Annotated in this window: 12 protein-coding genes; 4 read left to right on the top strand and 8 right to left on the bottom strand. The window is 50.4% G+C overall.

What is annotated here, in order from left to right; all coding sequences use genetic code 11:
* Positions 1-34: 34 nt before the first annotated feature.
* The gene (locus tag NFR90_RS01750) at positions 35-1705 is read right to left on the bottom strand and encodes a putative transporter (protein ID WP_251450065.1); all 1671 of its coding nucleotides are present in this window, start codon (positions 1703-1705) and stop codon (positions 35-37) included.
* A 97-nt stretch (positions 1706-1802) separates the two neighbouring features.
* Positions 1803-2213, bottom strand: a complete 411-nt coding sequence (locus NFR90_RS01745; protein ID WP_251450063.1) for a YqaA family protein — start codon at positions 2211-2213, stop codon at positions 1803-1805.
* Between the two features lie 69 nt (positions 2214-2282).
* Between NFR90_RS01745 and NFR90_RS01740 the strand changes: the two genes are divergently transcribed.
* Together NFR90_RS01740 and NFR90_RS01735 are read left to right on the top strand one after the other, a co-directional pair.
* Positions 2283-2921 carry a hypothetical protein gene (locus tag NFR90_RS01740; protein ID WP_251450061.1) on the top strand — a complete coding sequence of 213 codons (639 nt, stop codon included), beginning with the start codon at positions 2283-2285 and terminating at the stop codon, positions 2919-2921.
* 101 nt (positions 2922-3022) lie between these two features.
* Positions 3023-4672: a formate--tetrahydrofolate ligase gene (locus tag NFR90_RS01735; RefSeq protein WP_251450059.1), complete on the top strand. Its 1650-nt coding sequence runs from the start codon at positions 3023-3025 to the stop codon at positions 4670-4672.
* A 19-nt stretch (positions 4673-4691) separates the two neighbouring features.
* Here NFR90_RS01735 and NFR90_RS01730 read toward each other — a convergent pair whose 3' ends face one another.
* Together NFR90_RS01730 and NFR90_RS01725 are read right to left on the bottom strand one after the other, a co-directional pair.
* Positions 4692-5996, bottom strand: coding sequence for an MFS transporter (locus NFR90_RS01730; protein WP_251450057.1), 1305 nt, complete (start codon positions 5994-5996; stop codon positions 4692-4694).
* A gap of 1 nt (position 5997) precedes the next feature.
* Complete coding sequence (locus NFR90_RS01725) at positions 5998-6933, bottom strand: histone deacetylase family protein (RefSeq protein WP_251450055.1); 936 nt, start codon at positions 6931-6933, stop codon at positions 5998-6000.
* Positions 6934-7109: 176 nt separating this feature from the next.
* Here NFR90_RS01725 and mltB point away from each other — a divergent pair, with 176 nt between their 5' ends.
* Positions 7110-8294, top strand: a complete 1185-nt coding sequence (gene mltB, locus NFR90_RS01720) for a lytic murein transglycosylase B (protein ID WP_251450053.1) — start codon at positions 7110-7112, stop codon at positions 8292-8294.
* A 62-nt stretch (positions 8295-8356) separates the two neighbouring features.
* Here mltB and NFR90_RS01715 read toward each other — a convergent pair whose 3' ends face one another.
* The 3 genes from NFR90_RS01715 to NFR90_RS01705 form a co-directional block, all read right to left on the bottom strand.
* Positions 8357-9409 carry a type II asparaginase gene (locus NFR90_RS01715; RefSeq protein ID WP_251450051.1) on the bottom strand — a complete coding sequence of 351 codons (1053 nt, stop codon included), beginning with the start codon at positions 9407-9409 and terminating at the stop codon, positions 8357-8359.
* Between the two features lie 135 nt (positions 9410-9544).
* Entirely contained in the window at positions 9545-10258 is a 714-nt protein-coding gene (locus tag NFR90_RS01710) for a fumarylacetoacetate hydrolase family protein (RefSeq protein WP_251450049.1), read from the bottom strand.
* 32 nt (positions 10259-10290) lie between these two features.
* Positions 10291-10893: a DUF2939 domain-containing protein gene (locus NFR90_RS01705; protein ID WP_251450047.1), complete on the bottom strand. Its 603-nt coding sequence runs from the start codon at positions 10891-10893 to the stop codon at positions 10291-10293.
* Positions 10894-11163: 270 nt separating this feature from the next.
* On the opposite strand from NFR90_RS01705, the gene NFR90_RS01700 reads away from it, so the two are divergent.
* Positions 11164-12969 carry an FAD-dependent oxidoreductase gene (locus NFR90_RS01700; RefSeq protein ID WP_160334694.1) on the top strand — a complete coding sequence of 602 codons (1806 nt, stop codon included), beginning with the start codon at positions 11164-11166 and terminating at the stop codon, positions 12967-12969.
* An 857-nt stretch (positions 12970-13826) separates the two neighbouring features.
* Here NFR90_RS01700 and NFR90_RS01695 read toward each other — a convergent pair.
* The coding region (locus NFR90_RS01695; RefSeq protein WP_251450045.1) for a hypothetical protein at positions 13827-14219 on the bottom strand (393 nt) is incomplete at its 5' end.

Below are 14219 nucleotides of genomic sequence, written 5' to 3'. Positions count from 1 at the left end.
AAAGGCCGGCTGGTTCACGAATCCTCACACTAATTCAAGCGGCCCAAAGAATCATCAGGAGCACCTGACCGGAAATAATTCGCAGGAACATCGCAAGCGGATAGACCGTTGAATAAGAAATCAGCGCGATACTGCGTTCCGAAAGACTCGAAGCAAAGCCAAGCAGTGATGTGTTGGTGGTGCAGCCCGCAAGGAAACCTGCGATGGAATGGAAGTTCATATTCATCTTGGTGCGTGCGATAAAGCCCGCGATCGCAAGCGGAATCACGGTAATCGGAATTCCCAAAAGCACGTACAGATAGCCGCTTCCGTTGATAAAGGCTTCAAAGAAGGGTTTGCCGGAAGCCAAGCCGACGCTCGCCAAAAAGAATGTCTGCCCCCACTGCCTCAGCATCAGATTCGCCGAATGCGTGGTATAAGTCACCAGATGGAACCTCGGACCGTAATAGCCTAAGAGAATCGCGGCGATGAGCGGGCCTCCCGCCAAACCAAGCTTGATCGTCACCGGCATGTACGGAAATGCGATCGGAACAGACCCGAGAAGCACCCCAAAGGCGATCGCCGCAAAGATAGCGATGACATTAGGTTTTTCCAACTGCTTCTCACGGTTGCCGACAAGCGCGGCCAAACGACTGATCGCGTTTGCCGGACCGACGCAGATCAGCGTATCTCCGAGCTGCAGACGAAGCGAGTTGTAGGGGAAGAACGTAACGCCTGCGCGAGCGACACGCGTGATATTGACACCGTCAAAACGACTTAAATGCAGATCTTCAATTTGAACACCCTGCATATTCGGTTCCGTCACACGAATGCGCTCGTTTTTGATCGGAGAATGCGCAGTGGCCAAATCCACCTCTTTATCTTCCTCACCGCAGAAAGCACAGACCGCGGTTTTGTGCTCCGCGTTGGAAACAATGCGCAGGCGGTCTCCGACATAAATCAGACTGTCCGCGGTCGGACTGGTGATTGTTCCGTCATGGAGCACTCGGGAACAAATAAAGGGACGTCCGATAATGGCACGGATTTCGCGAAGCGTGATGCCGCTTAAAGCCTTGTTGTTTGCCTTGACATGATAAAAAATCGGGGCGCGGTTCATATTCTGCTGCGCTAAATCCCATTTCTTGTCTTCTTCTGCAAGATCAACATTGAAGAATCGTTTAAGACCCATGATGACCGCCATGGTCGAAAGGATCGCAAACGGATAAGCGCAGGCATATCCGACCGTAATATCGATCTTCGAACCCAAAGACTGCAGGGCTTCCTGCGTCGCGCCGAGACCGGGCGTGCTTGTGACCGCACCGAACATGATGCCGAGCATCTCGGGAAGAGAAACTGCGGGTGCGCAGAGAAAATAAAGAATGACAGTGACCGCTAAGCTCAAACCGACCGCAAGCACCATCAGACCGACGAGTCCCGCGCCGCTGCTCTTAAATGTCGCAAAAAATGACGGCCCAACCTGCAGACCGATAAAGAACACAAACAGAATCAGGCCGAAATTTCTGAAGAAGCCCAGCATAGAGGCATCCACTTCGATGCCAAGCCAGCTCATAATCAGACCGACAAAAAGAACACAGGTCGCGCCGAACGACAACCCGAAAAACTTTAATTTGCCAAGATAAAGACCAAGCGATATCGCAATACTAAAGGCAAGAATACCGTGCGAAAAAGAACCCGATTCGAATAAAAGCGAGCTGAGCCAATTCATTCTTAATATTTGATTTGGAATTTGAGATTGACATCAGATATTAAGCATTAATTAGCGAGGAAAAGAAAATCAAAAAAGGAATAACCCTTAGTCCCGCTTACCCTAATATACCAAGCGTTACGGCCGCGAGAGCCCAATACCGAGCCGCTTTGCCAATGAGAATGAGAACGACGGACAGACAGAAATTCACTCTCAGCCAGCCTGCGGCCAAACAAAAGCCGTCCCCCACGATCGGAACCCATGAGAAAAGCAGTGTGATCGGCCCCCACTTTTTAAAGAGTCCTAACGATCTCTCGTCCTGTTTTTTATTGGGAATAAGCCGCCCGATCCCGTAAGTGACAATCGCTCCGAGCGTATTGCCGATCGTTGCGGTCAGCACCAGTGAAAAGAGCTTGTCCGAGTATTCTGTCATGCCGTAAACGACGAGCGCTTCGCTGCCTCCGGGCAGCAAAGTCGAAGAAACAAAGGCGCTGCAAAAGAGCGACCATAAGAAGGTCGTATACGACAACAGGAAATCCTCTCAAAGATAGTGTAAATTTAAGGCTCTTCAAAACTCAATATACAAGAGCATTGGTTCATGGCGAAGAAAAGTGATCTTAAAACTAAAATTGACGGTTTGAACAGGGCCTTTCAGTTCTATTACAAAGCCAACAACAATACGCTCAGAAAAGCCTCAGACTTTTACCTGCCGTTTATTTTCGGAAGAAAAAAACGCATGGCTGAATTTAATGCTCAGTACATTCCGCTCAGCGTCGCGATGTTCCTGGAAGGCGTTCGCAACACCACTGCCAAAATGGAAGGAACGCCCGACGTCGAACTGATTGAGACACTGAAAGAAAAACTTCTGCCCAAAGTCTATAAAGAAGACTTTGATAAATACTGGAACGTCATAGAGAGCGAGCTTGAAATTAACCCTGAAGAGCCTAAAGCCATCTCGGTTGCGCTCACCAACCTCTTCATGTTCCAAATTTTTGGGCCGGGCTCAAGCGATCCGAATCCGTACAACCAAAGTTCGGATCGTCATCAGGTCGCCATCGAATTTCAGCTCGGAAAGATTCTCTATCAGTATTCGCGCAGCTCCCGAGTTGTGCTCGAAAGAATCAAGGATCCGAACTACAACGCTGCCGTGATCCCGACCGCCGCCGAAACAGCGGCCGCTGAGGCCGAAAAGCCGAAAGATGCGCCCGAAAACGCTGAGGAGAAATCCGTAAAATAACTGATTAAAGAGGTCTGAATGTTTTCAGGCCTTTTTGTTTTACCGTTTAACCGCTTTTGAATGTTTAAAATTTCGCTAACCCACTTGACTCAAGGACAGACATGCTGACTGATATCGAAATCGCGCAACAAACCACGCTTATCCCGATCGACAAGCTCGCCCATGAATACGGTCTTAAAGACGATCAATTCATCCCTTACGGCCGTGACAAGGCAAAAGTCGCCATTGACACCTCCAAGGCCAAAGGCAAGCTCATCCTCGTGACTGCGACTTCCGGTATGCCTGCGGGCTCCGGCAAGACAACCACCTCCATCGCGCTTGCTCAGGCCTTTAAGAAACTCGGAGAAAAAGCCTGCCTTGCGCTCAGAGAACCCTCTCTCGGACCATCCTTCGGTATGAAGGGCGGTGCCGCAGGCGGCGGATACTCTCAGGTTGTCCCGATGGAATCCATCAATCTGCACTTCACCGGCGACTTCCACGCTATTACCGCCGCAAACAACCTCTTGGCCGCATTAATTGACAATGCCCGTCATCAGGGACAGGCCGATCTGAAAGAAATTTCCTGGAGACGCGTTCTGGACGTCAATGACCGTATGCTCAGAAATATCGTCACAGGTCTTGGGGGCTCCGCTAACGGTATCCCGACGGAAACCGGCTTTGATATTACAGCTGCTTCCGAACTGATGGCGATTATCTGTCTTGCCGACGGAGAAGAAGATCTGCGTGTCAGACTCGACCGTCTGGTTGTCGGCTACAAGAGAGACGGCTCGGCATACACCTGCAAAGAACTCGGCGCCACAGGCGCTCTGATGGCGCTTCTCAAAGACGCCATGCTGCCGAACCTCGTTCAGTCGATTGAAGGCGTTCCCGCTTTTGTTCACGGCGGCCCGTTTGCCAACATCGCGCACGGCTGCAACTCGGTTGCCGCCACCCGCGCCGCTATGACCATCGCTGACTATGCGATCACGGAAGCAGGCTTCGGCAGCGACCTCGGCGCAGAAAAGTTCTATGACATCAAATGCCGTATGAACAACCTGCACCCGGACGCCACCGTGCTCGTCACATCGCTCCGCGCCCTCAAGTGGCACGGCGGTGTCGCCCTTCCTGAAATCGGCAAAGACAACATGGACGCTCTGATCAACGGACTGCCCAACCTGAAAGCGCATATCTGCAACCTGAAACGCTTCGGTCAGCAGGTTGTCGTTTCTCTCAATCATTTTGCCAATGACAATGAAGAGGAAATCGACGTTGTTCGTAAAGAGTGTCTCGCTCAGGGCGCCCGCTTCGCGGTTTCCGACGGCTTTGCCAAAGGCGGCGAAGGCGCTGTTGACGTCGCCAAAGAAGTGATGGCTGCGGTCAAAGAAGGCTCAGGCCCCCTCAATTTCGCCTACGGTCTCGATGAATCGATCGAAGAAAAGATTCAGGACATCAATGCCAAGGTTTACGGCGGTAAAGATGTTTCCTACTCTTCAGCTGCGCTCAAAGACATCGCGAAGATTAAAGCGCTGAATATGGGCTTTGAGAAGCTTCCGATCTGTATCGCGAAGACTCCTTTCTCTATGTCTCACGATCCTGATCTGAAGGGCGCTCCGCAGGGCTTTACGCTTCCGGTTCAGCGCGTCATTCTGAACGCCGGCGCAGGCTTCCTCGTTGTCACCACCGGCGCCATCATGAGAATGCCCGGACTTCCGAAGAAACCGGCCGCTTACTCAATCGACGTTGTTGACGGCAAAATCACAGGTCTCAGCTAATTCCTTCTAAATAGGCCGATCAAAGCTCCGAACTAATGTTCGGGGCTTTTTTTGGCAGCCTGACCATGCGAAGCACGATAAGACCGAAGACAAAATAAAGCGTGGTCACCAAAATCGCGGTACGCTGATCCCCGTTTGTAAGCCAGGTCACGAGACCGTATGTAATCGGTCCGAGGATATTGGCGCCCCACACCGCGATGTTCCAAACAGAGTAAAACTTCGCAAGCTGTCCTTCAGGCGCAAAGACCGCGACAGTTGCCCTGCCCGCCGCCTGGCTCGAACCCATGGCTATTCCGGACAAATTCGCAGCAAACCAGAAAGAAGCGGCAGAAGTCGAAAACGCCGCAGTCACACCCATGACAATCCATAGGAAAATGGTCAGTGCAAGCGTTTTGCGATGCCCGAGCCGATCCTGTACATAACCGAAAAAGAATGCGCCGACTGCAGCTGTGATGTTGACTACAAGAATCAGTGTAATCGTCTGAGCGGTCGTGAACTTCATCACCAGTTCCGCATAAACCGCTGACAGCGTCACAACCACGGCAATACCTGCCTGATACAAAAGTCCGCAGAAACAGAACTTCAGAAATTCCGGACTTTCTTTAAGCACCGCAAAACTACTTCGCTCCTGCACCCATAAATTCTTTACAGTCTTCTCAAATGAAAGACCGGAAGGTTTGGAACGCTCCTTAACGCACAGCAGCATCGGAAGCGATACCACCATAAAAATAGCCGCCGTGGAAAGCATGCAGAGCGGAACATAATCCTCTGCGCTTTTACCGCTGTCCTGTGCGGCAAAGACGATCATGAGGCAGACGCCGAGACTGAGGATACCGCCTAAGTAGCCAAATCCCCATCCCCAGCCGGACACTTTCCCGAACGCTTCCGTTTTTGCAAGTTCGGAGAGAAATGCGGAATTCAGCGACACTCCTGCGTTAAAGGCGGTATTCGAAAGCACAATCAGCAGAACCGCAAGCGCGAGCGAACCCGTGTGCGTGAAATAAAGCGCTGCGGTACAGATCACACAGATCAAAGTCATAACCGTGAGCCAGAAGCGCTTATTTGCCGAAGCGTCCGCCGCAGAGCTGACTATTGGTATGACAAGTATGGAGAAAATATTTGAAAGCGTAATCGTAAGCGTCCAGGCAAGTGTTGCCCATACCGCGTTTTCGGCCACTATAGAAACAAAATACGCGTTATAGACGGCTGTAAGCACAACCGTGGTATAGCCGGAATTGGCAAAATCATAGGAAGCCCAAGCGAGCACCTCCGAGCGGGAGACACCGTCCCGCAGGTAGCTGTGCTTTTGTTTTTGGGCTGTCAATTTATTTTTCCGTCGATGCAAACTGCATAATGAAGGCCGCGCAGCTTCGCGCCAAAGACGAAATGTTGTAGCCGCCTTCCAGAACTGCGGCAATTCCGCGGCATTCGGGAATTTCTTCCAATATCCAGGAGAAGCGCCGCCCTAAGAACGCGTAATCACGCTCCACCATTAAAAGCTGCGCCTGATCTTCTTCGCGATGCGCGTCAAACCCGGCTGACACAATCAGCAGCTCCGGTTTGTATTCCAAAAGTTTCGGCACCCAGACTTCATCCATGGTTCTTCTGAGCGCGATCCCTTCCGTTCCCTCCGGGAAAGGTGAATAAATCGCGTTCGGCGGCGCGTGATGAGTATGCGCATACGGGAAAAGCGCCTGCTGGAACCCGTCAAGAATCAGAACGTCTTCTCTTCCGCCGAGAATATTGCAGGTACCGTCCGCGTGATGGACATCGAAGTCAGCAATCGCAACGCGCTTAAGTCCGTACTGACCGATCGCATGCAGCGCGGCAACAGCCGCATTATTTAAAAAGCAGAATCCGCCCGAATGGTCTCTATGCGCGTGGTGTCCCGGAGGACGCACTTCGCAGAAGGCCTTTTTAAAGTCGCCTCTGCAAATATCATCGACTGCAGCGCATGCCGCGCCGGCCGCATACTGCGCCGCCTCCCATGTAAAAGGATTCATGGAAGTGTCAACGTTCACCTGAGCAAGTCCCTCCTTCGGAGACTTGTTCGAGAGAAATCTGATGTAATCCTCGTCGTGCGCGGCCAAAAGATCCGTCAGTGCTACAACGGGCGCCTGCTTCTGTTCAAGCAGGCTCAGCGCGCCGCTCGCAAAAAGCAGCTCGTTGATCTTTTCCAGTCTCACCGGGCTTTCCGGATTGGTCAGCCCCATCCGATGCTTCAGAAAAGAGTCGTGCGTGTAGAGAACAGTATCTGACATAAAGTTTTACTTGGTCTTTTGCTCCATTTTAATGGTCATACAGTCCGATATGGAAATTTCTTGTTCCATAAACATGCGATATCTGAAAGAAGCATTTCGGTATGTAACCAATAGGCTGCGGCAAACGCCGCAGCCGCTCTTTTTGGGGTAACCTTAGGAAATTGACGGAGGACTTTATGTACAGACGACCTTTCATTCTTGCAGGCATAGCGGGTATGTCCGTTTTTTCCAGCTTATCTCTTGCACAGTCTATGTCTTCTACAGCTGCTGAAAAAAGGATGCTGTACAGCCAGCGGCCTGAAGTCAAGAAGTTCATTAAAGACGTTTCTGCCCGACGAGGCCTTGATGAAGAATGGGTTGCCGCGGTCTTGGATCAGGCGACCTATCAGCCCAAGATCGAGCGGCTGATGACACCGAAACCCGCGCCTAAAAACACTAAGGACTCCCGTAAGGACTGGGAAAAATACAGGAATATCTTCCTCGGTCAGCACCGTCTGAATCTCGGAATGAAATTCTGGCAGGACAACAAGCAGTACCTGGATAAGGCTCAGGAAATCTACCACGTCGACCCGGCCGTCATCATCGGCATTATCGGTGTTGAAACCCGCTACGGCGAAAATACCGGTTCCTGGAAAGTGCTTGACTCTTTGGTCACGTTAAGTTTTGACTATAAGAGACGCGCGGACTTCTTCAAAAAAGAACTGGAAGAATTTCTGGTCATTCTGCACAAAAATGACTTAAAACCCTTTGAGGTTGAAGGCTCTTACGCAGGCGCAGTCGGTCTGCCCCAATTCATGCCGAGCTCTATTAAACGCTTCGGCGTGGACTTTGACGGAGACGGCAAGATTGATATCAACCATTCCACTGCTGACACGATCGGCTCCATCGCCAACTACCTGAGTAAACACGGCTGGGTTGAAGGTCTGCCCATGGTGATTGAAGCGGACATTACGGATGAGCAGGCCGCAAAATTCGGAGGCGGCACAAATCCTCGCTTTAAATGGTCCTCGCTTCTCAAGAGCGGTGTTAAGCCCTTGGATAAAACCGCGCATTATCCGGCTGATATGCCCGTCTTTATCGTCGACTTCCCCTATTACATTCCGGGTTCTCTCGATTACACCAAACTTTATCGAATCGGCACAAAGAATTTCACATCGGTACTGCGCTACAACAGCAGCTATTTTTATGCAGGTGCTGTTCTGGAACTCGGAACGGCGATTGCCGAACTGATGGGCTACACGGGGCTGATTGACGGCGAGAAGCTGCTTCCGCCTCATTTAAAACCGGCAGCCTCGCCGAATCCTTCAGATGGAATCAAAGAAACGGTTACGCCGCTGAATCCGCCTAAGACGGCCGGTTAACAGGAAAGCCTCGAATCTTTTGCAGATTACGAGGCTTTTTCTTTGGCTAAGCAGATAACCGATTAGTACTCATCAAACATTCTCTGAATTTCTTTCGGATCGCTGGTCTTGGTCAGTGCAAGCTGAAGCAGCAGACGCGCCTTCTGCGGATTCAGCGTATCGGATTCGAGAAGGCCGGCTTCCGTGTACTTCGGAACGGACACTGTCGTCGCACCGTTGGGCACGCGGGCGCTTCTGACAACGACTGTGCCGTTGGCTGCAGCTTTCTTCAGCGCTTCAAAGGTCGGATCGGCGATAGAACCGTTGCCTGTACCTGCATGAACAATACCTTTTGCGCCGGCTTTAAGCGCTGCTTCGGCCATAACCGGATCATCATCGATATGAGAGTAGATGATGTCCACGCGCGGCAGTGTGTCGAGCTTGGAAACATCAAATTCGCTATTGACGGTATGGCGCTTGGTTGACTCTTTGTAGAAACGGATCTTGCCGCCGCTGATATAGCCGAGAGCGCCGAGTTCAGGAGATTTAAATGTCGAAACGTTGGTGGTATTGGTCTTAGTAACGTCGCGAGCACCGTTAATCTCGTCATTCATGACAATCATGACGCCTTTGCCTTTTGCTTCTTTAGAAGCTGCGATGCGGACCGCTTCGAGAAGGTTCATCGGACCGTCGGCAGAAATCGCTGTCGCAGGACGCATCGCGCCAACCAGGATGACAGGTTTATCGCTCTTAGCGACCAGATTCAGGAAGTAAGCGGTTTCTTCAAGCGTATCGGTTCCGTGCGTAATAACAATACCATCTGTTTTAGGATCGGCAAGCAGCTCATTGACGCGCTTTGCAAGCTTGAGAAGTGTCTTGGTATCCATGTTGTTGGAAGAAATCTTCACAATCTGCTCTCCGGACACATCGGCGTAGTCCTTCATTGCGGGCACTGCCTCGATCAGAGTCTGGATTCCGAGGTCGCCGGCCTTGTAACCTGTCGTCTGAGTGTTCGAAGCCGCGGTACCGGCAATCGTTCCGCCGGTAGCAAGAATCTTAACCGCAGGAAGGTCCGCAGCGAATGCGGCTGTAGCAGTAAAAAGCGCAGCAGACAGAAGAATTTTTCTGAAAGACATTTTCTCTCCTTGATATAAGTTTTTTAAAATTAACCCTCCCGCGAGAGCATAACTGCAAACCCCAATAAAATCAAGGTCAGCTAAAAAGATTACCCAAGAAAAAACCTGACCGTTTAAAGATCAGGTTTTATGTGTTTAAAGAGCGACCATCTTCGCTTTGAAGGTTCCGGCGCCGTTGATGCCGCCTTCAAAACTCTGCCCTTCTTTAATCGGTCCGCTTCCCGCCGGAGTTCCTGTATAGATCAGGTCGCCTGCGGTCAGACGCCATGACTCGGAAAGCTCGGAAATAATTTCCGGAATTTTCCAAATCATCCGATCCGTATTGCCTCTCTGACGTTCCTGATTATCCACGTAGAGCCAAATCGAAAGATTATCCGGATCCGGCATACGGCGCTTATCCTTAATCTCAGTAACGAGCGCAGAATAATCAAAACCCTTCGCTTTTTCCCACGGCTGACGGTTTTCTCTCACGTACTTTTGCCAATTGCGACGCGTAAACTCAACGCCGGCGGCATAACCGAAAATATATTTTTCTGCTTCTTCCGGTGTAATCTTCCCAACCTTCGGAGCGGTCTTTCCAATCGCGACCACCAGTTCAACTTCAAGACAAAGGTTATCTGTATCTCGGGCATACGGAATTTCAACTTCTTTTCCCTCACGGCAGACCACTAACGCATCTGCAGGCTTAGAAAAAAAGAACGGCTTTTCACGGCCTTCCGAACCGACCTCTGCGACATGATCGGCGTAATTGGCGCCAACACAGTAAACCCGATGTACAGGAAAATAAATGTCCTTCTCACCGGAAACCGGCACTGCAGGCACTAAGGCCTGCGGAAATAAAAACGGCATGATTTGTTTCCTTCTTATCCAACAGCGTTAGTCTAAGACGAAAAAGGAAGCAGAATGTTGTTTACCTGCCAGCTGAAAAATCCAATCCTTTCCATCGATATGAGAACTTTCTCTGCCGATTTATCTCGATTTTGGAGCTCGATTTCGAACTGATATAGGTTGTCTCCGTAGTGTTCGCTCAGTTTGTAGCGTGCATCCATCGGTTTTCCTGAAGCATCAGAGGGCTTCATCAAGTCGATATTGATGCCGGCAGCAGCCAAAGCTGCTTCAGCGGCCTTTCCGTCCGCAGTCATCTCTTTAGAACTGACTTTACCGCTTCCAAGCAGAGCCGCAATCCCCTGGGGCGTGACAAGTTCGTCCACAAGACGGTTAGAAAGATCGTTAGCGGCATCCGCTCCGTTTGCACCGTCTTTTTCCATTAAACCCACATTGATCTGATTTCTGAGCTGCCGGCTAAGGTTTGCGCGCAGCGCTGGAAAATCAATAAACGAACTCAGCTGTTCAGCCTTGCCCTGCTCTGCCGCTTCAAGGATTCTGTCCGCTGCTAAATACGGTGCCGCAAACCAATAAGCGGTCATCCCGCAGCAAAAAAGAATCAGCAGAAGTTTTCCAAAATTTCTCTTGATAAATTCCATGATCAGACCCCTGTTGCTCGTTGAATAAATTCTATAAAGCCCTGAGTCCGTAGAATTTTTACAACCTCAAAATAAGAATAATGAATGCTCGCTTCTCTCCGCACGCACATCCGTCTGAATCCTATGAAAGCAAATTATTAATTGATTTAATTTCAAATGACTACTTTAATTTTTCATCGCACTGCCAACCTATCTATCATCCGAACAGATTAAGTACTAATAATAGTTTTACAATCCATTACATTACTCAACCAACAGGAGATTACAAACATGAATTTCAAATTTCTTGTAACTGCAGCAGCCGTTTCTATGGCGCTTTCCTCTGTTGCTCAGGCAGCAGTCGAAGACGGCACTTATGAAGGAAGCGCAAACGGTAAAAACGGTCCTGTCACTGTTGCCGTTACGATGAAAGCAGGCAAGATCGCCGACGTTAAAGTTGTGAAATCCGGTGAATCCGCCATGATTTCCGATGTCGCGATCGCCCGCGTTCCGGCCGAAATCGTCAAGAATCAGTCTCTTCGCGTCAATAATGTTTCCGGCGCCACTTTAACGAGCATGGCCATCCAGGCAGCCGCCACCAACGCCGTTAAGGAAGCCGGCGGCAAACCGAGTGATTACTACAAAGCACCGACAAAGAAAGTCGCGAGCAACATTGACGTCGAGTACAAGACCGCGGTTGTCGTGGTCGGCTCCGGCGCGAGCGGCATGGCTGCCGCTGTCCGCTCCCAGCTGAACGGCAACCCGACCATCCTGATTGAAAAAATGCCGTACATGGGCGGCGACACTATTCTTAACGCCGGTACGCTTATCGCCACGGGTTCCCGCTATCAGCGCGAAGTCATGAAGGAAGATAAGGACTCTCCGGAACTGGCGTACAAAGACATCATGCATGTCGGCAAAAACAAGAACGATCCGGTTCTCGTCGGCATGGTCAGTAAGAAAGCCGGTAAGGTTGTTGACTGGCTGATCGATGACCTGAAGATCCCGTATGGACCTGCCGCCACTCAGTATCCCGATCACTCCGCTTCCCGTCAGCTCGGTGTCACCGGCCGTTCTCCGAACTTCATCCGCACAATGGCGGATATCTTCACCAAAAACGGCGGCAAGATCCTGATGGAAACAAAAGCCACCTCTCTGATCTATAAGAACGGCCGCGTCCGCGGTATTACTGCCGTCAATTCCGACGGCGACAAGATCACCATTCTGGCTAAAGAAACAATTCTTGCGTCCGGCGGCTTCGGTGCCAACACCAAGATGCTTCCTCCGACACTCAAAGGCTATCTCTTCTACGGCCTCAACAGTGACGAAGGCCAGGGCTATGAAATGGCACGCAAGATCGGCGCTCAGAACATCAACATGGACCTCGTTAAGGTCTATCCGCAGGGCGTTGAAACCGAGCCGAATCACGGTCTGGCTGCAACCGCAAGCTCGACAGCGACAATCAACGACACCGGCGCGATCTACGTGAACAGCAAAGGCAAACGTATCATCAATGAACGCGCAAGCCTTGGCGAACTGACCGACATCACAGTCGCTCAGCCCGACAAGATTATGTATCTCGTCATGGATAAGACCGGCTACGACCGCTATCTCGATAAGAGCCTTGAGGACAAACTCGTTCCTAATGAGGATGTTCTGCGCAAATGGCTGAAGATTGAAAACAACGGCCGTCCGATCATGGTCGAGTCCGACAGCCTTGCTGACGCCGCTAAGGTCATGGGCATCGATCCTCAGGGTCTTGAAGCCACAGTCAAACAGTGGAACAAGATGGCTGAAGAAGGTAAGGATACGGAATTCAATCGTCCTAATCCGAAAGCCATTCTTAAAGCGCCCTACTACATCGTTGAACAGAAGCCGCGCTTTGCAACAACGCTTGGCGGCTTAAAAGCCAACGCCGATATGCAGATTCTCGGTAAAGGCGGCAAACCGATTCCGGGCCTCTTCGGTGCAGGCTGCGTTGTGGGCGGCGCCAACGGTGCTGACTCTATGACCGCGATGATGAACTCCTGGGCCATCATTTCCGGCGTGGACGCTGCAGACGCTGCAACCGCTGCGATCAAAGGCAAGAAGAAATAATCTTTTGACTCGCTGTTAGTATTAAGGCCGCGGTCCAAAGACAGCGGCCTTTCTTATTGCCTTACAAAGCAAAGCGCCTAAAAGGCCAAGCGAAGCAGATTCAGAATTTTCTCCTTACTAAGAGCTTTGACCGCGTTACTGCTTTCTTTCTGCCTTGCAGAGTTAGGGAATTCTTTCTTCAACCGTGTGTTCTGAGCTTGTAAATACCGTATTAAAAGAAGCAGCGTTAATCTTTCGATTGTTTTTTAATACAACTTTATTAGCGTAGCGGCTCTGACCAGCCGTCCGGTGACATGTAACAGGGGCTTAGATCTCCGATCGGCGCAGTGCCATCCTTCTTTTTTATCCCAATTTCATACTTCACGCCATTTCATTGACGGCGATTTCGCTCGAAGAATCCTTGGATATCAGTGGTTCCTGCTCAAGAAAATTTAAGAATACAAAGAGCCGCAGTTACCGGAATGGCTGCACTGTAAAAAATCTTCAGTCCATCTTCTGTGCACCGAGTCGAATTTTGCAGCGTCTCTAACGGTTTCAGAGCGGTGTAAATACCGCTAAAGAAACGAGCTCGGCGTACGTATTCTTCTCATTCACAAAGCCATACAACTGACACATTTTATGACTGAATTATTTACCCGACAGGGTTAAAGTACCACCTAGGTATTGATTGGATTGAGGTCATGCCTGCCAAGCGTGAGAAGGGGCGCTTGGCTGTTTATGCTAATGTTTGTGATTCTGAGGTTGTAGCCACCGCGTTTTCCTCCTATGTCGCGGAAGTGCTCCCTCTCTCATCTTTGTTTAGCTGCTCCGGCGTGTTCGTCACGCCGGAGATTTTTTTACCCTGAATTCCGTGCCCTCTAGGTGATAAATCTTGGAGGCACGGCTATCTTCAGAGCTTCCATCGTCGCTCTTAGTTTCTTGGGGATTAGGTCCCAGTAAAAAGAGTTTTCTTCGTCAGATTTCCTGCTGGTTACGTCAACAGCCCCCATCATTCTCAGGAAGTCCGGTGTATCGTTCGGCAAGTACTTTGACGATGCATCCTGCTTCGCTTCGGTTCTCTTTGCTAAGGTAAATCTCATCTTCAGATTCATTAGAAGGATCAGGCTTAAAAATAAAACGAAGACTTTTCCTTCAAGAGCTCTTTCCCGGCAGCGCATTCGACGCCCTGAGCAGCGTTCTTTGAGATTGTTGAAGTTTTTTTCGATGATATCTCTCTGTCGATATATTCTGAGAGCTTCATTTGCTGAGCC

Source organism: Parasutterella muris (assembly GCF_943193095.1).
Classification (GTDB): domain Bacteria; phylum Pseudomonadota; class Gammaproteobacteria; order Burkholderiales; family Burkholderiaceae_F; genus Parasutterella; species Parasutterella muris.
Note: the sequence above shows the minus strand (reverse complement) of the source record. Positions and strands in the feature narration are given on the sequence as shown.